Genomic DNA, 20,233 nt, shown 5'->3' on the forward strand with positions numbered 1-20,233 from the left:
ACCCGGGTCGGGTGGCGCAAGAATGTGACGCAGATTGCCGCAACAGGGCAACGTCTGGCGTCGGGTCAGCTGTCTTCGGGGCCCATGTCGGCGTCGGCTTCCGCGTCGTCTTCGCCCTGATCGGCGATGCGGGCGACCGAGACGACCTCTTCTCCATCGGCCGTGTTGAACACCTTGACGCCACCGGCCGCGCGCGACCGGAACGAGATGCCGTCGACGGGGCAGCGGATCGACTGGCCGGTCGAGGTCGCCAGCATGATCTGGTCGTCCAGTTCCACATGGAAGCAGGCCACCACCGGTCCACCGCGCAGGGCGCGGTCCATAGCCATGACCCCCATGCCGCCCCGGCCCTTGACCGGATAGTCATGCGAAGAGGTCAGCTTGCCCGAGCCGCCCGAGGTGATGGTCAGCAGCAGATGCTCGGCCGCCGACATCTCGGCATAGCGGGCCTGGCTCAGCGCCTCATCCTCGACCGCATCTTCCTCGTCCGGCACCTCGACATCCTCGACCATGCCTTCCACGGCGCGCCGCATCTTCAGATAGGCGGCGCGTTCGCCCGGCGTGGCATCGAAATTGCGGATCGTGGTCATGGCGACGACGAAATCGCCCTCGGCCAACCGGATGCCGCGCACCCCGGTGCTGTCGCGGCCCTTGAACACCCGCACGTCGGTCGAGCGGAACCGCATGGCCCGGCCCAGAGCCGTGACCAGCATCACGTCGTCTTCCTCGGCGCAGATGCGGGCGCGGACCAGTGAAACGCCTTCGGGCAGCTTCATGGCGATCTTGCCGTTGCGCTTGACGTTGGTGAAATCCGACATCGCGTTGCGGCGCACGTCGCCGGCCGAGGTGGCAAAGACGATCTGCAGGTTGGCCCAGTCTTCCTCGGCCACGTCGATGGGCAGGATCGCGGCGATGGACACGCCATGTTCGATCGGCAGGATGCTGACCAGCGGCTTGCCCTTGGCGTTGCGGCCGCCCTGCGGCAGGCGCCATGTCTTCAGGTTGTAGACCATGCCCGAGGTGGTGAAGACCAGCAGCGGGGTGTGGGTGTTGGCGACGAACAGGGTGGTGACCACGTCGTCATCCTTGGTGGCCATCCCCGACAGCCCCTTGCCGCCGCGCTTTTGCGAGCGGTATTCGGCCAGCGGCGTGCGCTTGATATAGCCCGACTGGGTGACCGTCACGACCATGTCTTCACGCTCGATCAGGTCCTCGTCTTCCATGTCGCCGGACCATTCGGTGATCTCGGTGCGGCGCGGCACGGCGAACAGGTCCTTCACCTCGCGCAGCTCGTCCGAGATGATCGACAGGATCCGCTCGCGCGAGCGCAGGATGTCCAGATAGTCGCGGATCTTGGCGGCCAGTTCCTGCAACTCGTCGGTCACTTCGCGCACGCCCAGCTGGGTCAGGCGCTGCAACCGCAGTTCCAGGATGGCTCGGGCCTGAACCTCGGACAGGTAATAGGTGCCGTCCTCGTTCACGGTGTGGGACGGATCGTCGATCAGCCGGATGAAGTCGGCGATGTCATGAGCGGGCCAGCGGCGCTCCATCAGCTTGGCGCGGGCCTCGGGCGCATCGGCCGAGGCGCGGATCGTGGCCACGACCTCATCGACGTTCGACACCGCCACGGCCAGACCGCACAGCACGTGGCTGCGTTCGCGCGCCTTGCGCAGATCATGCGCGGTGCGGCGGGCGACGACCTCTTCGCGGAAGTCGATGAAGGCGGTCAGGAATTTGCGCAGGGTCAGTTGTTCGGGCCGGCCGCCATTCAGCGCCAGCATGTTGCAGCCGAACGACGTCTGCATCGGGGTGAAGCGGAACAGCTGGTTCAGCACCACGTCGGGGGTGGCGTCGCGCTTCAGCTCGATCACCACGCGGACGCCGATGCGGTCGGATTCGTCCTGGATATGGGCGATGCCTTCCAGCTTCTTGTCGCGCACCAGATCGGCGATCTTTTCGATCATGGTGGCCTTGTTCACCTGGTAGGGGATCTCGTCCAGGATGATGGCGAAGCGATCCTTGCGGATTTCCTCGATCCGGGTCTTGGCGCGCAGGATGACCGAGCCGCGCCCTTCCAGATAGGCCTTGCGCGCGCCCGAGCGGCCCAGCATCAGCCCGCCGGTCGGAAAGTCGGGGCCGGGGATGAATTGCATCAGGTCGATGCTGTCGAGATCCGGATCCTCGATCAGCGCCAGCGTGGCGTCGATGACCTCGCCCAGGTTGTGCGGCGGAATATTGGTGGCCATGCCGACGGCGATGCCGCCCGCGCCGTTGACCAGCATGTTGGGAAACCGGGCCGGCAGAACCGTGGGCTCCAGGTCCTTGCCGTCATAGTTGTCCTGAAAATCGACCGTCTCTTTCTCGATGTCCGCCAGCAGCTGGGCCGCGGGCTTGTCCATCCGGACCTCGGTGTAACGCATGGCCGCCGGGCTGTCGCCGTCCATCGAACCGAAGTTGCCCTGCCCATCCAGCAGCGGCAGCGACATCGAGAAATCCTGCGCCATCCGCACCAGCGCGTCATAGATCGCGCTGTCGCCATGGGGGTGGTATTTCCCCATCACGTCGCCCACCGGGCGGGCCGATTTGCGATAGGGCTTGTCGTGGCCGTTGCCGGTTTCATGCATGGCGTAAAGTATCCGCCGGTGCACCGGTTTCAACCCGTCGCGCAGGTCGGGAATCGCCCGGCTGACGATCACGCTCATCGCATAGTCCAGGTAGGACGACTTCATCTCCTCGGCGATCGAGATGGTCGGCCCCGCGTATCCTTTCGGCTCGCCGGGATTTTCGTCTTCGTTTTCAGGAGTTTCTGGCGTGTCGGTCACAGAGGTGGCCTTTGCTGCTCGGGCGCTTGTCGTTGGTTCGGGACGTTATACCACCACGCCGCAAAAACCTGCAATGCGCCTGTTACATGCTCATCGCCGTGTCGCTCGCGAAAGATAACGATCTGTTTCGTTTGAGTTTTAACTTTTTGGGCGCAAACTGAAGGCGTTCCACTCAGCAAGAGGTGTCGAATGGAGAACCGTGAAACCGAGTTGATGTTGAAAGGCTATGGTCTGACCACGGCCGAGGTTTACTACCGGATGCCGGATTTTCAGAGCGTGCTGAACAGCTTCATCTGGCAGGAATACGATCTGGCGCCGGATCATCCGCGTCTGTTCGAATTCATCGAATTCTGGCAGCGGGAAATCGACGGCCCCCTGCATTCCGTGCGTTTTACCCACCGCAAGATGATTTCGCCGGGGGAATGGCGCAACGTGATCGGGGAATTCAGTGTCGATGGCGGCCTGACGCTGCACTAGGCGCGGCGCAGGGCCACCAGCCACAGCGCCATGAAGACAAAGGACGCCACGGCGTTCCAGCTGGGCATCGACAGGCCCAGCATCTCCCACGAGATCTGGTCGCACATGACCAGCGGCGTGGCGCTGTCCATGCTCAGCAGATCGGTGCCGGACAGGCCGCTGAGGGTATCGCCGCTGCCGGTACAGGAGGTGGGGCCGGCCCACCACTTGCGCTCGATGCCAGTGTGATAGATGCCAAGCGCGCCGGTGGTGGCCGCGGTCAGTGCGCCAAGCGCATAGACGATGCGCGCGGGCCAGATCAGCAGCAGGGCGCCCAGCAGTATCGCCGCCGCGTGGGGCCAGCGTTGCCAAAGGCAGATCGGGCAGGGCGCCAACCCGCCAATATGTTGGAAGGCGAAGGCGCCCAGCAGCAGGCCCAGCGACCCAGCCGCCGCCGCCAGCCCGATCACACGTGCAGGGATCATCGACATCACAGGAATTTCACCACGTAGAATCCGCCCAACAACAGGGCCACGAAAAGCGTGAACATCAGACCCAACCGTTTCTCGATGAAGTCGCGGATGGGAGGGCCGAATTTCCAAAGCAGCCCGGCCACGATGAAGAACCGCAGTCCGCGTGCGACCACCGAGGCCACCATGAACACCGGCAGCGACAGCGCGGTGGAGCCCGACAGGATGGTGATCACCTTGTAGGGGAAGGGCGTAACCCCGGCCACCAGCACCGCCCAGGCGCCCCATTCGTTGTAGCGCAGCGCGAATTCGTCGAAATAGGCATCCTTGCCGTAGAACTCCAGAACCGGGCGGCCCACGGTGTCGAACAGCGCGTATCCGATGTAATAGCCAAACAGCCCGCCCAGCACGGAACTGACCGTGGCGATGCCGGCGATCAGCCAGGCGCGTCTTGGCGCGGCCAGGATCATCGGGATCATCAGGATGTCGGGCGGGATCGGAAACACCGAGCTTTCGACGAAGGCCACGAAGGCCAGGGCCATAAGGGCATAGCGGGTCTCGGCAAGACCCATGGTCCACTCGTACAAACGTCTGATCATCAAAACACCTCCGACCGTTCCCATGGCTATGGCGGGCTGCGCCAAGGTGGTCAAGACCGCTGCCGTCGCAGAACCGCGTTGCGCTTGGGGGCGGCTTTGCGCTAGCTCGCCGCTGTAACGGAACGGGCGGATGATGCTGGCACCCAAGGCGGAACAACGGATCGGGCGCGGGCTGGGCTGGCTGGCGGGCGCGCTGGCCCTGTGTGGCGGCGCGGTGCTGCTGGGCATGGCCTCGGTCGTGGTGATTTCCGTTGTCGGACGGGCGCTTGGCTGGGCCGGGCTGGGGCCGGTGACCGGTGACTTCGAGCTGGTCGAGATGGGCTGCGCCATCGCGGTTTTCGCTTTCCTGCCGTGGTGCCAGATGCGCCGCGCCCATGTCACCGTCGATCTTGTCAGCCACGCCCTTGGCCCGCGCCCGCATGCGGGGCTGGGCTGCCTGGGCGACATGATGCTGACCCTGTGCTCGGGCGTTATCCTGTGGCGGTTCTGGCTGGGCTTCACCGAGAAGTTTCCCCATGGCAGCGAGGCGTTCCGCGCCCGGCTCGGCATGGGCCAAGCGCCATGGTTCCCCGAAACCACCTATGAATTGCAGATCCCGGTGTGGATTCCCTTCGGGCTGGCGCTGATCGGGGCGGGGCTGTTTTTCGTGGTCTGCCTGTATTCGGTCTGGCGCAGCCTGAACTGGACCCTCGCCGGGCGGGAGCCGGGCGCGTGATCTCGGGCCTTGCACTGGCGCTGGCGGGCTTCGGGCTGATGCTGCTGGCCATCTTCCTGCGGATGCCGATTGCCGCGGCCATGGGCGGCACCGGCTTTCTGGGCACCTGGATCGTGCTGGGCTCGCCCAACGCGGCGCTGAGCCAACTCAAGACTTTGCCCTATGACACGTTTTCCAGCTATTCCCTGTCGATCGTGCCGATGTTCCTGTTCATGGGCCAGATCGCGGCGCGTTCGGGGCTCAGCGCGGCGCTGTTCCGGGCGGTGGCGGCCTGGATGGGGCATCATCGCGGCGGCATGGCGGTGGCGGCGGTGGGGGCGTCGGCGGGTTTCGGCGCGGTCTGCGGCTCGTCACTGGCGACCGCGTCGACCATGGGGCAGGTGGCCCTGCCGGAGCTGCGCAAGCGCGGCTATTCCGATGCGCTGGCCACCGGCGTGGTGGCGGCAGGCGGGACGCTGGGCATCCTGATCCCGCCGTCGGTGATGCTGGTTATCTATGCCATCCTGACCGAGCAGAACATCGTCAAGATGTTCGCGGCCGCTTTCATCCCCGGCCTGCTGGCTGCCCTGGGCTATGCGCTGGCGGTGCTGGTGGTGGTGCATCTGCGCCCCGAGGCGGGCCCCGCCGGGCCGCGCGTGGTCTGGCGCGAACGGATGGCCGCCCTTGTGCAGGTCTGGCCGGTGGCGGCGATCTTCGCGCTGGTCATGGGCGGCATCATCGGCGACTGGAACTGGAGCCGCGACGGCGTGCAGGCCCTGTTCACCCCGACCGAGGGCGCCGCCGTGGGCGCGCTGGCGACGCTTCTTTACGCGGTGATCTTCGAAGGATTGCGCCTGCGCGCCATCGGCGAGGCCATTCTGGAGACCGCCTCGGCCACCGGGTTGATCTTCCTGATCCTGCTGGGGGCGCAACTGTTCAACACCTTCCTGGCCTTCACCCAGGCGCCGCAGGCCCTGGCAGCCTGGGTGCAGGCCAGCGAGGCCGGACCAATGACGGTGCTGCTTTTGATCCTGCTGGCCTATCTGGTGCTGGGCTGCGTCATGGACAGCCTGTCGATGATCCTGCTGACCATCCCGGTGTTCTTTCCGATCATCCAGAGCCTCGATTTCGGCTTGACGCCCGAGGAAACCGCCATCTGGTTCGGCGTGCTGACCCTGATCGTGGTCGAGGTCGGTCTGATCACCCCACCGGTCGGGTTGAACCTGTTCATCATCAACCGGCTGGCGCGCAACGTACCGCTGGGCGTGACCTATCGCGGCGTGGCGCCCTTCATCCTGTCCGACCTGATCCGCGTCGCCGTGCTGGTCAGTTTCCCGGCGCTGTCGCTGTGGCTGGTGGGTGTTCTGGTCTGACGGGCCCCGAGTGTTAACGGTGCAATTGCGGCATTAACCGGGTGTTCATATCTCGACTCGGCTGACCCCCTGTGGATAGTGTCGGTCAACCCCCATTTATACCAGATATAGCGAAAATCTTCGTTGTCGGCGCAACCCGAATCGCGGTTATTTGTGTCCTCAAGGAGGGGCGACACCACATCTGGTGTCACCACACGAAACACGGACAGAGTGACGGGACATGCCGCGAAACTTCGGTTTCGCGCCCCGGACCACCTTGTCCTTCGACTTCCGGGCAGGGCCGTTTGCAGGCCGGCACCCCGACCACCGGAACGACCTGCAGGGACGCGACATGAGAATCGAACGCACATTTACCCGGGACGGCGCAGACGCATATGCGGACCTGGCTTTCACCACCACCTCGTCGGAAATCCGCAACCCGGACGGCAGTACGGTCTTCGCGCTGGACGCGATGGAGGTGCCGAGTTCCTGGAGCCAGGTTGCCTCGGATGTGCTGGCGCAGAAGTATTTCCGCAAGGCCGGTGTCGCGGCGCGGCTGAAGAAGGTGCGCGAAAAGGGGGTGCCCGAGTTCCTGTGGCGGTCGGTCCCCGATGAGAAGGCGCTGAAGGATCTGCCCGAGGAGGAACGTTACGGCGGCGAAACCTCGGCCCGGCAGGTGTTCGACCGGCTGGCGGGCGCCTGGACCTATTGGGGCTGGAAGGGCGGCTATTTCACCAAGGAATCCGATGCCCGCGCCTATTTCGACGAAATGCGCTACATGCTGGCCACTCAGCGGGCGGCACCGAATTCGCCGCAATGGTTCAACACCGGGCTGCACTGGGCCTATGGCATCGACGGTCCCAGCCAGGGGCATTACTACGTCGATCACAAGACCGGCAAGCTGGTGAAATCCTCCTCGGCCTACGAGCATCCGCAGCCGCATGCCTGTTTCATCCAGTCGGTGGCCGACGACCTGGTGAACGACGGCGGCATCATGGACCTTTGGGTGCGCGAAGCGCGGCTTTTCAAGTTCGGCTCGGGCACTGGCACCAATTTCTCGTCGCTGCGCGCCGAGGGCGAATCGTTGTCGGGCGGCGGCAAATCCTCGGGCCTGATGGGCTTTTTAAAGATCGGTGATCGGGCAGCTGGGGCGATCAAGTCCGGCGGCACCACCCGCCGCGCCGCCAAGATGGTGATCTGCGACGCCGATCATCCGGATATCGAGCAGTTCATCAACTGGAAGGTGATCGAGGAACAGAAGGTCGCCTCGCTGGTGGCGGGCTCCAAGACTCATGAAGCCAAGCTGAACGACATCTTCGGCGCGATCCGCAATTGGGACGGGAAAGAGGCCGACGCCACCGATCCCGCCACCAACGCGGCCCTAAAGACCGCCGTGCGCGCCGCCAAGAAGGCCGCGATTCCCGAGACCTACATCAAGCGCGTGCTGGACTATGCCAAGCAGGGCTATGCCAGCATCGAGTTTCCGACCTATGACACCGACTGGGACAGCGAGGCCTACAATTCGGTTTCGGGCCAGAACTCCAACAATTCGGTGCGGGTGACCGATGCCTTCCTGCAGGCGGTCCGCGACGATGGTGCGTGGGAGTTGATCCGCCGCACCGACGGCAAGGTCGCCAAGACCATCAAGGCGCGCGACCTGTGGGAACAGATCGGCCACGCCGCCTGGGCCTGCGCCGATCCCGGCATCCAGTTCCATGACACCGTGAACGCCTGGCACACCTGCCCCGAAGACGGCGAAATCCGCGGCTCGAACCCCTGTTCCGAGTACATGTTCCTGGACGACACCGCCTGCAACCTGGCGTCGATGAACCTGCTGACCTTCCTCAAGGACGGCGAGTTCCAGGTCGAGGACTATATCCACGCCACGCGGCTGTGGACGGTGACGCTGGAAATCTCGGTGCTGATGGCGCAGTTCCCGTCCAAGGAAATCGCGCAGCGGTCCTATGACTACCGCACGCTGGGTCTGGGCTATGCCAACATCGGCGGGCTGCTGATGACCATGGGCCATGGCTATGACAGCAACGAAGGCCGCGCCATCTGTGGCGCGCTGACCGCCGTGATGACCGGGGTGGCCTATGCGACCTCGGCCGAGATGGCGGGCGAGCTGGGCGCGTTCCCCGGCTATCCGGCCAATGCCGCGCATATGCTGCGGGTGATCCGCAACCACCGCACCGCCGCCAAGGGCAAGACCGATGGCTATGACAATCTGGCAGTGAAACCGGTGCCGCTGGATGGCAAGAACTGCCCCGACCCGCGTCTGGTGGCCATGGCCGAACAGGCCTGGGACGAGGCCCTGCGGCTGGGCGAGCAGCATGGCTATCGCAACGCGCAGGCCACCGTCATCGCCCCCACCGGCACCATCGGTCTGGTGATGGATTGCGACACCACTGGGATCGAGCCCGACTTCGCGCTGGTTAAGTTCAAGAAGCTGGCCGGCGGCGGCTACTTCAAGATCATCAACAGGTCGGTACCCGCGGCGCTGGAAGGGCTGGGCTACGGCGCGGCGCAGATCGAGGAAATCATCGGCTACGCGGTCGGTCACGGCACCCTTGGCAACGCGCCGGGCATCAACCACACCGCGCTGCTGGGCCACGGCTTCGGCCCGGCCGAGATCGACAAGATCGAGGCGGCCCTGCCGCAGGCCTTCGACATCCGCTTCGTGTTCAACCAGTGGACCCTGGGGGAAGAGTTCTGCACCGATGTGCTGGGCATCCCGGCGGCGAAACTGGCCGATCCGACCTTCGACATGCTGACCAGCCTCGGCTTCAGCAGGCAGCAGATCGAGGCCGCCAACGATCACGTCTGCGGAACCATGACGCTGGAAGGCGCGCCGCATCTGGACCCCAAGCACTACCCGATCTTCGATTGCGCCAACTCCTGCGGCAAGAAGGGCCGGCGGTTCCTGAACGTGAACAGCCACATCACCATGATGGCGGCGGCGCAAAGCTTCATCTCGGGCGCGATCAGCAAGACGATCAACATGCCCAATGACGCCACGATCGAGGATTGCCAGAAGGCCTATGAGCTGAGCTGGTCGCTGGGGGTGAAGGCCAATGCGCTGTACCGCGACGGCTCGAAACTCAGCCAGCCGCTGGCTGCGGCGCTGGTCGAGGATGACGACGAAGCCGCCGAGGTTCTGGAAACTGGCTCCCCGCAGGAAAAGGCGCAGGTGCTGGCCGAGAAGATCGTCGAGAAGGTGATCGTCAAGGAGGTCGTCCGCTCGCACCGCGAGAAGATGCCCCAGCGCCGCAAGGGCTATACCCAGAAGGCCATCGTCGGCGGCCACAAGGTCTATCTGCGGACCGGCGAGTATTCCGACGGCAACCTGGGCGAGATCTTCATCGACATGCACAAGGAAGGCGCAGGCTTCCGGGCGATGATGAACAACTTCGCCATCGCCGTATCGGTGGGCCTGCAATACGGCGTACCGCTGGAGGAATTCGTCGATGCCTTCACCTTCACCAAGTTCGAACCGGCGGGCATGGTGCAGGGCAACGACAGCATCAAGAACGCCACCTCGATCCTGGACTACATCTTCCGCGAACTGGCGGTGTCCTATCTGGATCGCACCGACCTGGCCCATGTGAAGCCCGAGGGCGCAGCCTTCGACGATCTGGGCGGCGGCGAGACCGAAAGCAGCTCGAACCTGAAGCCGGTCAGCGAAACCGCGGCCAGCAAGTCGCTGGAGGTGCTCAAGCAGATTTCCTCGTCGGGCTATCTGCGCAAGCGCCTGCCGCAGGATCTTGTGGTGCTGCAGGGCGGGATGAGCACGGCGACGGCCCTGGACGGCAGCCTTGTGGCCACGGTCGAGACCATGCAGACCTCGGTCGCGGCGGTGGAAAGCGTCGAACAGATGGACGCCCGCACCAAGGCCCGCATCCAGGGCTACGAGGGCGATCCCTGCGGCGACTGTGGAAACTACACGCTGGTGCGCAACGGCACCTGCATGAAATGCAACACCTGCGGCGGCACCTCGGGCTGTAGCTGAGCCAACCGGCTTGGCCCGGCGGGCCACCTTCGGCGGTGCTCCCCCGCCAACGGGCCGCAGGACAGGGGTAGGGCGCCCGGTCAGAAGCGCCCACCCCACAAACCCATTCGGGGCGGGTGCGCTCGCCCCAGTTGCGGATCTGGCCGCAGGCAGAAACCGGGCAGTAAAATACCATGCGCCGGATCCGCAAAACTCAGGGGCGCCCTCGGGCGCCCCTTTTTCCGTGGCAGCACAAAGCTTGGCCCCCGGGCGCGGGCCAAAGGGCGAAAACGGCAATCGGAGGGGGCGACCCGGCGCGATCGGGCGAAGGTCGTATGAGTGGTCATGTTGGGTAAATGGCGGAGAGACAGGGATTCGAACCCTGGGTTCCCGTAAAGGAACAACGGTTTTCGAGACCGCCCCGTTCGACCACTCCGGCACCTCTCCGTGTCGGTCCCGGCGGAATAGTCAAAGCATGGGAAGGGTGCAACCACATTTTCACTTCTGCGCGGGTTGCATTGTCATTTTTCTCGGGCTGCCGCATCCTGCCGTCAAAACGGAGTATCCCATGCGCTTCCTGATCCCCCTGGCCTTCGCGCTGTTTCCCCTGTCGGTGACGGCCCAGCCTGCGCGTCTCAGCGACCGGGTGCTGGATGCGCTGGAACTGAACGCACTTCTGGTGGTCCTGCAGGAAGAGGCGGTGGAATCGGGTGCGGAGCTGGCCGTCGATCTGTCCGGTGACGAGGATCTGGACGGCTGGCGGCGGACGCTGGCCGATCTGAACGCGCCCGACAAGGTGTCCCCCCGGATGCGCGATGCCTTCGCCGAGGCGCTGAACGACGAGATGGCCGAATCGGCGCTGGCCTTCTTCACCACCTCGCCGGGGCAGGATCTGGTGCAGCTGGAGCTTTCGGCCCGGCAGGCCCTGCGCGACCCCGACATCGAAACAGCAATCCTGTCGCGCTTCGAGACCGAGGCCGCCAGCGGCGCGGGCCGGGTCGATGCCATCGAAACCTTCATCGAGGCCAACGATCTGATCGACCTGAACGTGTTGGGCGCTCTGAACGCCAATGCCGCCTTCCTGCTGGGGATGCGCGATGGCGACCCGGAGGGCTATGGCGGCAATGCCGGCGACGAGGACATCCTGCGGCAGGTCTGGGTGCAGGAGCCCGAGATCCGCCAGTCCACCACCGATTGGGTCCATGCCTTCCTGTGGCTGGCCTATCAGCCGGTCAGCGATGCCGACTTCGACACCTATCTGACCTTCACCGAAAGCCCGGCGGGTCAGGCGCTGAACGTGGCGCTGTTCAAGGCCTTCGATGCGCTGTTCGTGTCGACCTCCTATGAAACCGGGATGGCGCTGTCGTTGTTCCTGTCGTCGCAGGATATCTGACCGGCAACGCTTGACTTTCCTGCGGCTCTGAACGATACGGCGGCTTCCGGTTCGCCCGGAAACCCCAACGACTGCCGAAAGGCGCGCTGTCCACAGGCGCGGGTAACCGCACCAACACTGCTTTGACGCAGGGCCGCAGGACGCGGAGATGAAAAGGAAATGCCCATGTTTGCGGTTATCAAAACCGGCGGCAAACAATACAAGGTTCAGAGCGGCGACGTTCTGCGCGTTGAAAAGCTGGCCGCCGCGGCTGGCGACAAGGTTCAGTTCAACGAGATTCTGATGGTCGGCGGCGAAGCCACCACCATTGGCAGCCCCTTCGTGGAAGGCGCCGCCGTGCAGGCCGAAGTGATCGACCAGATCAAGGGTGACAAGGTCATCAACTTCGTCAAGCGCCGCCGGAAGCACTCGTCGCAGCGCACCAAGGGCCACCGCCAGCAGTTGACCCTGCTGCGCATCACCGAGATTCTGGCCGCGGGTGGCGATGCCACCGGCGTCACGGCCGCAGTTGGCGCCGCAGCGGCACCCGCAGCCGAAGCCACCGCAGCCGAGTAAAGAGGAGCGAAAGATGGCACATAAAAAAGCAGGCGGTTCATCCCGTAACGGTCGCGACTCCGCTGGGCGTCGCCTTGGTCTGAAGAAATTTGGCGGCGAAGCCGTCATCCCCGGCAACATCATCGCGCGTCAGCGCGGCACCAAGTGGTGGCCGGGCGAAGGTGTCGGCATGGGCAAGGATCACACCATCTTTGCGACCGACGAAGGCCAGGTGCAGTTCCGCACCGGTCTGAAGGGCCGTACCTTCATTTCCGTGCTTCCGGTGGCCGAGGCCGCCGAATAAGCCGACCCGCCTTACTGGCAAGATATTCAGGGGATCGGCGACATGCCGGTCCCCTTCGATTTTTCAGGCTGTCGCTTGCGACAGCCGATCTCGGGGGTGGGCCGCCGGTCCCTTGTCCGGGCCGGGAGGAGGCCCCACCTCTGATCTTAGTGCCGACACGTGCTCAATTCGGGAGTTAGTCCGGGCCGCACGATGTCTTTTTGGGAGGAAAGACATGCTGCATGATGCGATCGTCAACCAGCCGATCATCGAAACCAACCGTCTGGTCCTGCGCCCGCTGCGCCGGTCCGACGAAGGCTTGCTGACGATGTATGCCGGGGACAAGCGGGTGGCGGAATCCACGCGCTCGATCCCGCATCCTTTGCCACCGGGCACCACCGAGGGCTTCATCGAACGGGCCCGCTCGCCCGAGCGGAGCGAGGATGTCTGGGCCATGGATGGCACCGCCGCCGGTCTGGCCGAGCTTCTGGGCGTGATCGCCATGGAGCGCCTGTCGCCGGACCGGTCCGAGATCGGCTATTGGGTCGCCCCGGCGTTGTGGAACACCGGCTATGCGTCAGAAGCGGTGTCCGGTCTGCTGGAGGCCAATCCGCAGAATGTCTCGACCGTCTTTGCCGAGGTGTTTCAGTCGAACCCGGCCTCGGCGCGTCTGCTGACCAAGACCGGTTTCGACTATATCGGGGATGCCGAGACCTTCTGCGTCGCTCAGGGGCGGACCGTGGCCACATGGACCTATCTTCGCAAACTTCGCTGACGGGCCGATCTTGAGGGACCGTCCGTTTCACGCTATCGCCCCGGGGCGGTTCCAAGGATCACGTCATGAAATTTCTCGACCTCGCAAAAGTCTACATTCGCTCCGGCAGCGGCGGCAACGGCGCTGTCAGCTTCCGCCGGGAGAAGTTCATGGAATACGGCGGCCCCGATGGCGGCGACGGCGGCCGGGGCGGCGACGTGGTGGTCGAAGTGGTCGAGGGGCTGAACACGCTGATCGATTTTCGCTACCAGCAGCATTTCTTCGCCAAAAGCGGGCAGGGCGGCATGGGCCGTCAGCGCACCGGCAAGAACGGCGATACCATCGTGCTGCGGGTGCCGGCGGGGACCGAGGTGCTGGACGAGGACGAGGAAACCGTCATCGCCGACATGGCCGAACTGGGCCAGCGCGTGGTGCTGGCCAAGGGCGGCAACGGCGGCTTTGGCAACCTGCATTTCAAGAGCGCCACCAACCAGGCGCCGCGCAACGCCAATCCCGGCCAGCCGGGGGTCGAACGCACCATCTGGCTGCGCCTGAAGCTGATTGCCGATGCCGGGCTTCTGGGTCTGCCCAATGCGGGCAAATCGACCTTCCTGGCCGCGACCTCGAACGCGCGGCCCAAGATCGCGGATTATCCCTTCACCACGTTGCATCCCAACCTCGGCATCGTCGGCGTGGACAACACCGAATTCGTCGTCGCCGATATTCCCGGCCTGATCGAAGGCGCGCATGAGGGACGGGGCCTTGGCGACCGCTTCCTCGGTCATGTGGAACGCTGCGCGGTTCTGCTGCATCTGGTGGACGGCACCACCGAGGATGTGATCGGCGACTATCACACCATCATCAACGAGCTGGAGGCCTATGGCGGCCATCTGGCCGACAAGCCGCGCGTCACGGTGCTGAACAAGATCGACGCGATGGACGCTGACTACAGGGACGATCTGCGCGCGGCCCTGGAAGAGGCCAGCGGCGGCAAGGTCATGGAGATGTCGGGCGCGGCCAAACAGGGCACCACCGAGGTCCTGCGCGCGCTGCGGGCGCAGATCGACGACAGCCGGGTGCGAATCCGCAAGGGCCCCGACGAGGACGCGTCGTGGCAACCCTAGGCGAAGGGCGGCGCATCGTCGTCAAGATCGGCTCGGCGCTGCTGGTGGATCAGGTCAGCGGGCTGCGCGGCGACTGGCTGCGCGGGCTGGCCTCGGACATTGCCGAACTGCGCGCGCGGGGTGCCGATGTGATCGTGGTGTCCTCGGGCTCCATCGCGCTGGGACGGCGGGTGCTGAACCTGCCCGCTGGCGCGCTGCCGCTGGAACAATCGCAGGCCGCCGCCGCCGTGGGCCAGATCCGGCTGGCGCGCGCCTATGAGGATGCGCTGCAATCGCATGGCATCACCACCGCGCAGGTTCTGGTGACGCTGGAAGACAGCGCCAACCGCCGCCGCTATCTGAACTCGCGCAACACCCTGCGCCAGCTTCTGTCGCTGGGGGTGGTGCCCATCGTCAATGAAAACGACACCGTGGCCACGGATGAAATCCGCTTTGGCGACAACGACCGTCTGGCGGCACAGGTGGCCGCCACCGTGGACGCCGACCGGCTGGTGCTGTTGTCGGATGTGGACGGGCTCTATACCGCGAACCCGGCGCTGGATCCGCAGGCCCGGCACCTGCCGGTGATCGACCGCATTTCGCCCGAGATCGAGGCAATGGCGGGCGAGGGCGTGTCCGGCCTGTCGCGCGGCGGCATGGTGACCAAGCTGATGGCCGCGAAGATCGCCACCGGCGCCGGCTGCGCCATGGTCATCGCCAAGGGCGAGGCCGACCGCCCGTTGCGGGCCCTGGAACAGGGCGCGCGCTGCAGCTGGTTCCTGGCCGAGGAAGATCCGCAGGCCGCCCGCAAGCGCTGGATCGCGGCCATGAAGCCGCGCGGCACCATCACCGTGGACGCAGGCGCCGTTCAGGCGCTGCGCAAGGGCAAGTCGCTGTTGCCCGCCGGGGTCACGGCGGTGGCGGGCAGTTTCGGGCGCGGTGATCCGGTGGAAATTTCCGGCCCCGATGGGGCAGTTCTGGGCAAGGGGCTGACCCGCTATACCCACGCCGAGACCCGCCAGATCAAGGGCTGCCAGTCGCGCGAGATCGAGACGCTGCTGGGCTATCCGGGCCGCGGCGTGCTGCTCCACCGGGACGACATGGTGGTCTGACACCGCCTGTGCCCGGGGCTTGAGCCGCGCGCCGCTTTGTCCTAGGTCGATATCCTGTCTTGGAGGGACCCATGAAAGATCTGACCGATATTCCCGCAGTGATGGCCCAGCTGGGCGCCAATGCCCGCGCCGCGGCAGCGGCGCTTGCGGTTGCGTCTCCACAGACCAAGACCGATGCGCTGAACGCCGGGGCCGCGGCCATCGAGGCCGCCATCCCCGCGATCCTGGCCGCCAACGACAAGGACATGGCCTTTGGCCGCGACAAGGGGCTGAGCCCGGCGATGCTGGACCGGCTGAAGCTGGACGAGGACCGCATTCGCGGCATCGCCGCCGGTCTGCGCGCCGTGGCCGGGCAGGCCGATCCGGTGGGCGAGGTCATCGCCGAATGGGACCGCCCCAACGGGCTGCACATCCGCCGCGTGCGCACGCCGCTGGGCGTGGTCGGGGTGATCTACGAAAGCCGCCCCAATGTGACGGTGGATGCCGGTGCGCTGTGCCTGAAGGCCGGCAACGCGGTGATCCTGCGCGGCGGCTCGGAAAGCTTTCACAGCTCGGGCGCGCTGCATGCCTGTCTGGTGCAGGGCATCACCTCGGTCGGTCTGCCCGCCGAAGCGGTGCAACTGGTGCCGACCCGCGACCGCGCGGCGGTGGCGGAAATGCTGCGGATGACCAATTTCATCGATGTGATCGTGCCGCGTGGCGGCAAGGGGCTGGTGGGGCTGGTGCAGCGCGAGGCGCGGGTGCCGGTCTTTGCCCATCTCGAAGGCATTTGCCACGTCTATGTGGATGCGGCGGCGGATATGGAGATCGCCCGCAAGGTGGTGCTGAACGCCAAGACCCGGCGCACCGGCATCTGCGGGGCGGCCGAATGCATCCTTGTGGACAAGGCGCTGTTTGAGTCGGCCGGCGCGCCCTTCCTTGAGGATCTCGTGGCCGCCGGCGTCGATGTGCGCGCTGATGGTGCATTGCAGGCGGTGCCGGGGGTATCGCTGGCCGGGGCGGAGGATTTCGGCAAGGAGTTCCTCGACATGATCGTCGCGGCCAAGCTGGTGGACGGGGTCGAAGGCGCCATTGCGCATATCCGGCAGTACGGCTCGAACCACACCGATTGCATCATCACCGCCGATGACGATGTGGCAGCGCGGTTCTTTGCCGGGCTCGACAGTGCGATCCTGATGCGCAACGCCTCGACCCAGTTCGCCGATGGTGGCGAGTTCGGCATGGGCGCCGAGATCGGCATCGCCACCGGCAAGATGCACGCGCGCGGTCCGGTGGGGGCCGAGCAGCTGACCAGCTTCAAGTATCTGGTGGAAGGCAACGGGGCGGTGCGCCCCTGAGCGCCCCTAGAAGCGCAGGGTGACCGAGGCGTCATCCTGCGCAACACTCAGCTGCCGTCCCATGTCGGCGATTTGCAGCGGCGCGAGGATGAACTGGATCTGTGAAGGGGCAATCTCGTCCACAGGCTCGGCGCCGGTCAGCAGCGCCCAGAGATCCGGCTCGATCCGCAGTTTTTCCGATTCGGCCCGCAGCGCCCATCCGGCGCCCTCGCCCGAGACGGTAATTGCCCCGCCGCGCGGCAGCGCGGTTTCCAGGCATTGCAGCAACAGGAAGGCCAGCTTGGCGGCATCGCGCGGCACGTCGCCATCGACAGCCCAGGTCACCGACAAGCGGTTGCCGGTGTAGAGGCTGGCCAGAATCTCGACAACCTCTTGCCGCCCGAGGGTCTGGCCCGGGGAATTGGCGCCGTAGGCCACCCGGTAGAACCGGATCCGCGCCTGCGCGCTGGCGACACTTTCCGAGATCATCGCCATCTCGGGCCCATCCGCCGCCTGGGTCAGGGCCATCAGCTCCAGCCCGTTGCCGATGGCGCCGATGGGGCTGATCAGATCGTGGCAGATGCGAGAGCCCAGCAGGGCCTCAAGGTTTTTCGGACGCGCGTTCATTGTCTGTCTGCCTTCGATACTCTAGGTAGCGGGGAATTGGAGCGAGGGGCCTCAAGATGATTTCGTTGCTTGAACCGGGCATGTTTGTCCGTCATCCGAACCATCCAGACTGGGGCTTGGGCCAGGTCCAGTCGAACGTGAGCGGACGGGTGACCGTGAATTTCGAGCACATGGGCAAGCTTGTCATCAACGCCGAACGCGTCGAACTTGAGATCGTCTTTGACCCCTAGGTTTTGCACGGCAGTGTTAACACTCCCTTTAGGTGTGTCAATTTCCGGTCAACGGCGCTTGTCTCCTCCCGCAAGCCCGCATAGACACCCGAAAAACGAGGCGACAGGCCAATATGACCGCTGATCCGGACCGATTCCAGGTGCGCCTTGCGCAGGACGAGCGCGACCTTCTGGGGGCACAGCGGTGCCGCTATGATGTCTTCGTGGACGAATTGAAGGGCGATGGCCCACTGGTCGATCACGCCCGGAGGCTGGAGCGCGACGCACACGACCCCTTCTATGAACATCTGATCCTTGTGGACAGGCAGCGCGACGACGGCGGGCTGGATCACGTGGTCGGCGCTTACCGTCTGTTGCGCAGCGACAATGCCGGGGCGGCGGGGGGCTATTACTGCGCCGGGGAATACGATCTGTCGCCGCTGATCGAGGGCGGGCGCAAGCTGCTGGAACTGGGGCGGTCCTGCCTGCGGCCCGACTATCGTGGCGGCCCGGCGATGTTTCACATCTGGAACGGGCTGGCAGAATACACGCTGGATCACGAGATCGAGGTTCTGTTCGGCGTGGCCAGCTTTCGCGGCACCGATCTGGAGGCGCTGGCCGCACCCCTGACCCTGTTGCACCACCGCCATCTGGCCCCCGAGGATCTGCGGGTCCGGGCCTTGCCCGACCACTACGAACCCCTCAACCGTGTGCCCTACGGCGGTATTGACCGGGTGGCGGCAATGCTCGAGGTGCCCTCGCTGATCAAGGGCTACCTGCGGCTGGGCGGCTTCGTCGGGGACGGCGCTTTCGTGGACCATGCGTTCAACACCACCGACATTTGCCTGATCCTCGATACCGAGCGGATGAACGCACGGCAGCGGGCAATCTATACCCGGGGGCTGAACGGTGCGTGACGGCACCTGGACGGACACGCCGCCGCCGCAAGGCGCGCCGTGGAGTATCGGCGCGGGGCTGCGGGTTCTGCTGCGCGGGCTGGTGCTGGCGGTGCTGGTATTCGGATGCCTTGCGCTGCTGTTGCTGGTGCGGCTGGTCGAGCGGCCGCTCTGCGGTCTGGACCGTCCGGTCACGCCGCATATCACCCGCTTCGTCTGCCGCAACGCCTTCCGCATCCTCGGCATGGGCTTTCAGGCCGAGGGCACGCCAATGCAGGCGCGCGGGGCCGGGGTGGCGAACCACGGGTCCTGGCTGGATATCTTCGCGCTGAACGCCTGCCAGAGCGTCTATTTCGTGGCCAAGACCGAGGTCTCCGGCTGGGCCGGGATCGGCTGGCTGGCGCGGGCCACGGGCACGGTGTTCATCGCGCGCGACCGCCGTCAGGCCGCAGCCCAGCGGCAGCTGTTTCGTGACCGGCTGGCGGCGGGCCATCACCTGATGTTCTTTCCCGAAGGCACCAGCACCGACGCGCAGCGGGTGCTGCCGTTCAAACCGACCCTGTTCGCCGCCTTTTTCGACGCCGACAGCCCCGAGGTGCCGCTGGCGATCCAGCCGGTGTCGGTGATCTATTCCGCCCCCGAGGATGCCGATCCCCGGTTCTACGGCTGGTGGGGCGATATGGATTTCGCGCCGCATCTGCTGCGGGTGCTGGCGCTGCGCCGGCAAGGGGGGGTGAAGGTGATCTATCACGACCCGCTGCCCATCGCGGGGTATCCCGACCGCAAGGCGCTGGCGCGGGCCGCCGAGGCACGGGTGCGCGCCGGGGTGGAGACCGCACTGGCCCACCGCTGACGCGGCGGGGATTTCAGGCCTCCGGCGGGAGTATTTAAGACAAGAAAAAGAGGGTGCCGCACGAACCGGCCTGGGAACTATCCGGGGGGACGGTGAGGCGGTGTGCCGCTGTTTCTGGTCTCAGCCGATGGCGGCGTCCAGCGCCTTCAGGGCGGCGGCGGGGTCATCGGCGCGCCAGATCTCGTCTCCGAAGGCGAAGAAATCGGTGATCGGGGCGAAGGCGCGGACCAAATCGGAGGTCAGCGCGCCTTCCGCGACGATCGGCAGTTCGATCACCTCGGACCACCAGGAAAACAGCTCGGGATCGACCTTGTCGCCGGCGCCGAGTGCGGTGTCGCCCACCGGGCCGAAGCTGACGTAATCGGCACCGGCCTCGCCCGCGGACATGCCGTCGTGCCGCGAGGTACCGCACCAGGTGCCGACGATGGGATCGGCGCCAAGCGCCTCGCGGCACTTGCGCACCGATTTGGAGCCATCGGTCAGATGCACGCCGTCCAGCCCCAGCCGTTCGACCAGCGCAAGGTGCCGGTCGATGACCAGCGGGATGTCGCGCGCATGCGCCAAGGCGCGGACCGCATCAGCGGCGCGGGCGACCTCGCTGTCATCATCGCTGGCAAAGCGCAGGCGCAGGCAGGCGATGGCGGCGGCATCCAGCACCGGGGCCAGCGTGTCGGCGAAGGTTTCGGCGTCGAAATGAGCCGGGGTCAGAAGATAGATCTGGGGGCGGTCTTGATCGGTCATGGCGGGCCTTTGGGGTTTCGCCCCCTCCTAT

General features: G+C 65.5%; 18 protein-coding genes, 1 tRNA gene and 1 pseudogene. 14 read left to right on the top strand and 6 right to left on the bottom strand.

Going from position 1 to position 20,233, the window contains the following annotated elements; genetic code table 11:
• Nucleotides 1-65: 65 nt before the first annotated feature.
• Nucleotides 66-2,822 (bottom strand): DNA gyrase subunit A, encoded by a 2,757-nt coding sequence (gene gyrA / locus AB0T83_RS01760; protein WP_366191012.1) that lies wholly within the window; start codon nt 2,820-2,822, stop codon nt 66-68.
• 189 nt (nt 2,823-3,011) lie between these two features.
• Here gyrA and AB0T83_RS01765 point away from each other — a divergent pair, with 189 nt between their 5' ends.
• The gene (locus tag AB0T83_RS01765) at nt 3,012-3,299 is read left to right on the top strand and encodes an usg protein (RefSeq protein ID WP_366191013.1); all 288 of its coding nucleotides are present in this window, start codon (nt 3,012-3,014) and stop codon (nt 3,297-3,299) included.
• Here the strand turns inward: AB0T83_RS01765 and AB0T83_RS01770 are convergent.
• Together AB0T83_RS01770 and AB0T83_RS01775 are read right to left on the bottom strand one after the other, a co-directional pair.
• Entirely contained in the window at nt 3,296-3,769 is a 474-nt protein-coding gene (locus AB0T83_RS01770; RefSeq protein ID WP_366191015.1) for a disulfide bond formation protein B, read from the bottom strand. The genes AB0T83_RS01765 and AB0T83_RS01770 overlap by 4 nt on opposite strands.
• Nucleotides 3,769-4,347, bottom strand: a complete 579-nt coding sequence (locus tag AB0T83_RS01775) for a YqaA family protein (RefSeq protein WP_366191016.1) — start codon at nt 4,345-4,347, stop codon at nt 3,769-3,771. The genes AB0T83_RS01770 and AB0T83_RS01775 overlap by 1 nt, the downstream gene beginning before the upstream one ends.
• 130 nt (nt 4,348-4,477) lie before the next feature.
• Between AB0T83_RS01775 and AB0T83_RS01780 the strand changes: the two genes are divergently transcribed.
• The 3 genes from AB0T83_RS01780 to AB0T83_RS01790 all read left to right on the top strand — a co-directional run bounded on the left by AB0T83_RS01780 (nt 4,478) and on the right by AB0T83_RS01790 (nt 10,402).
• Nucleotides 4,478-5,062, top strand: coding sequence for a TRAP transporter small permease (locus AB0T83_RS01780; protein WP_366191017.1), 585 nt, complete (start codon nt 4,478-4,480; stop codon nt 5,060-5,062).
• Complete coding sequence (locus AB0T83_RS01785) at nt 5,062-6,414, top strand: TRAP transporter large permease (RefSeq protein ID WP_366191095.1); 1,353 nt, start codon at nt 5,062-5,064, stop codon at nt 6,412-6,414. Before AB0T83_RS01780 ends, AB0T83_RS01785 begins: the two co-directional genes overlap by 1 nt.
• 331 nt (nt 6,415-6,745) lie before the next feature.
• Nucleotides 6,746-10,402: a vitamin B12-dependent ribonucleotide reductase gene (locus tag AB0T83_RS01790; protein ID WP_366191018.1), complete on the top strand. Its 3,657-nt coding sequence runs from the start codon at nt 6,746-6,748 to the stop codon at nt 10,400-10,402.
• A 336-nt stretch (nt 10,403-10,738) separates the two neighbouring features.
• On the opposite strand, the gene AB0T83_RS01795 is transcribed toward AB0T83_RS01790, so the two are convergent.
• Nucleotides 10,739-10,828, bottom strand: a tRNA-Ser gene (locus tag AB0T83_RS01795).
• Nucleotides 10,829-10,949: 121 nt separating this feature from the next.
• Here AB0T83_RS01795 and AB0T83_RS01800 point away from each other — a divergent pair.
• From AB0T83_RS01800 to AB0T83_RS01830, 7 genes and pseudogenes are all read left to right on the top strand, one after another.
• Nucleotides 10,950-11,774: a hypothetical protein gene (locus AB0T83_RS01800; RefSeq protein WP_366191020.1), complete on the top strand. Its 825-nt coding sequence runs from the start codon at nt 10,950-10,952 to the stop codon at nt 11,772-11,774.
• 165 nt (nt 11,775-11,939) lie between these two features.
• Nucleotides 11,940-12,323 (top strand): annotated as a pseudogene (rplU, locus tag AB0T83_RS01805) (50S ribosomal protein L21); the annotation flags it as partial.
• Nucleotides 12,324-12,342: 19 nt separating this feature from the next.
• Nucleotides 12,343-12,612 (top strand): 50S ribosomal protein L27, encoded by a 270-nt coding sequence (rpmA, locus tag AB0T83_RS01810; RefSeq protein ID WP_193141578.1) that lies wholly within the window; start codon nt 12,343-12,345, stop codon nt 12,610-12,612.
• A gap of 214 nt (nt 12,613-12,826) precedes the next feature.
• Complete coding sequence (locus AB0T83_RS01815) at nt 12,827-13,366, top strand: GNAT family N-acetyltransferase (RefSeq protein WP_366191021.1); 540 nt, start codon at nt 12,827-12,829, stop codon at nt 13,364-13,366.
• Nucleotides 13,367-13,431: 65 nt separating this feature from the next.
• Entirely contained in the window at nt 13,432-14,469 is a 1,038-nt protein-coding gene (gene obgE / locus AB0T83_RS01820; protein ID WP_366191022.1) for a GTPase ObgE, read from the top strand.
• Nucleotides 14,457-15,560, top strand: a complete 1,104-nt coding sequence (gene proB, locus AB0T83_RS01825) for a glutamate 5-kinase (protein ID WP_366191024.1) — start codon at nt 14,457-14,459, stop codon at nt 15,558-15,560. The genes obgE and proB overlap by 13 nt, the downstream gene beginning before the upstream one ends.
• A 71-nt stretch (nt 15,561-15,631) precedes the next feature.
• The gene (locus AB0T83_RS01830) at nt 15,632-16,897 is read left to right on the top strand and encodes a glutamate-5-semialdehyde dehydrogenase (protein ID WP_366191026.1); all 1,266 of its coding nucleotides are present in this window, start codon (nt 15,632-15,634) and stop codon (nt 16,895-16,897) included.
• A 6-nt stretch (nt 16,898-16,903) separates the two neighbouring features.
• On the opposite strand, the gene AB0T83_RS01835 is transcribed toward AB0T83_RS01830, so the two are convergent.
• Nucleotides 16,904-17,503 (bottom strand): histidine phosphotransferase family protein, encoded by a 600-nt coding sequence (locus AB0T83_RS01835; protein WP_366191028.1) that lies wholly within the window; start codon nt 17,501-17,503, stop codon nt 16,904-16,906.
• A gap of 56 nt (nt 17,504-17,559) precedes the next feature.
• On the opposite strand from AB0T83_RS01835, the gene AB0T83_RS01840 reads away from it, so the two are divergent.
• The 3 genes from AB0T83_RS01840 to olsA all read left to right on the top strand — a co-directional run bounded on the left by AB0T83_RS01840 (nt 17,560) and on the right by olsA (nt 19,461).
• Complete coding sequence (locus AB0T83_RS01840) at nt 17,560-17,733, top strand: DUF3553 domain-containing protein (protein ID WP_193141572.1); 174 nt, start codon at nt 17,560-17,562, stop codon at nt 17,731-17,733.
• 113 nt (nt 17,734-17,846) lie between these two features.
• Nucleotides 17,847-18,629 (top strand): L-ornithine N(alpha)-acyltransferase, encoded by a 783-nt coding sequence (olsB, locus tag AB0T83_RS01845; protein WP_366191029.1) that lies wholly within the window; start codon nt 17,847-17,849, stop codon nt 18,627-18,629.
• Entirely contained in the window at nt 18,622-19,461 is an 840-nt protein-coding gene (gene olsA / locus AB0T83_RS01850; RefSeq protein WP_435891131.1) for a lyso-ornithine lipid O-acyltransferase, read from the top strand. The genes olsB and olsA overlap by 8 nt, the downstream gene beginning before the upstream one ends.
• 120 nt (nt 19,462-19,581) lie before the next feature.
• On the opposite strand, the gene AB0T83_RS01855 is transcribed toward olsA, so the two are convergent.
• A complete protein-coding gene (locus AB0T83_RS01855) occupies nt 19,582-20,202 on the bottom strand; it encodes a thiamine phosphate synthase (protein WP_366191031.1) in 621 nt (206 codons plus the stop codon).
• Nucleotides 20,203-20,233 lie beyond the last annotated feature (31 nt).

This window comes from Meridianimarinicoccus marinus, assembly GCF_040689105.1.
GTDB classification, from domain to species: Bacteria; Pseudomonadota; Alphaproteobacteria; order Rhodobacterales; family Rhodobacteraceae; genus Meridianimarinicoccus; species Meridianimarinicoccus marinus.

Coding starts and splice junctions, on each gene's coding strand:
- AB0T83_RS01765 (WP_366191013.1), top strand. CDS start 3,012: ATGGAGAACCGTGAAACCGAGTTGATGTTGAAAGGCTATGGTCTGACC.
- AB0T83_RS01770 (WP_366191015.1), bottom strand. CDS start 3,769: ATGTCGATGATCCCTGCACGTGTGATCGGGCTGGCGGCGGCGGCTGGG.
- AB0T83_RS01775 (WP_366191016.1), bottom strand. CDS start 4,347: ATGATCAGACGTTTGTACGAGTGGACCATGGGTCTTGCCGAGACCCGC.
- AB0T83_RS01780 (WP_366191017.1), top strand. CDS start 4,478: ATGATGCTGGCACCCAAGGCGGAACAACGGATCGGGCGCGGGCTGGGC.
- AB0T83_RS01790 (WP_366191018.1), top strand. CDS start 6,746: ATGAGAATCGAACGCACATTTACCCGGGACGGCGCAGACGCATATGCG.
- AB0T83_RS01800 (WP_366191020.1), top strand. CDS start 10,950: ATGCGCTTCCTGATCCCCCTGGCCTTCGCGCTGTTTCCCCTGTCGGTG.
- rpmA (WP_193141578.1), top strand. CDS start 12,343: ATGGCACATAAAAAAGCAGGCGGTTCATCCCGTAACGGTCGCGACTCC.
- AB0T83_RS01815 (WP_366191021.1), top strand. CDS start 12,827: ATGCTGCATGATGCGATCGTCAACCAGCCGATCATCGAAACCAACCGT.
- obgE (WP_366191022.1), top strand. CDS start 13,432: ATGAAATTTCTCGACCTCGCAAAAGTCTACATTCGCTCCGGCAGCGGC.
- AB0T83_RS01830 (WP_366191026.1), top strand. CDS start 15,632: ATGAAAGATCTGACCGATATTCCCGCAGTGATGGCCCAGCTGGGCGCC.
- AB0T83_RS01835 (WP_366191028.1), bottom strand. CDS start 17,503: ATGAACGCGCGTCCGAAAAACCTTGAGGCCCTGCTGGGCTCTCGCATC.
- AB0T83_RS01840 (WP_193141572.1), top strand. CDS start 17,560: ATGATTTCGTTGCTTGAACCGGGCATGTTTGTCCGTCATCCGAACCAT.
- olsB (WP_366191029.1), top strand. CDS start 17,847: ATGACCGCTGATCCGGACCGATTCCAGGTGCGCCTTGCGCAGGACGAG.
- AB0T83_RS01855 (WP_366191031.1), bottom strand. CDS start 20,202: ATGACCGATCAAGACCGCCCCCAGATCTATCTTCTGACCCCGGCTCAT.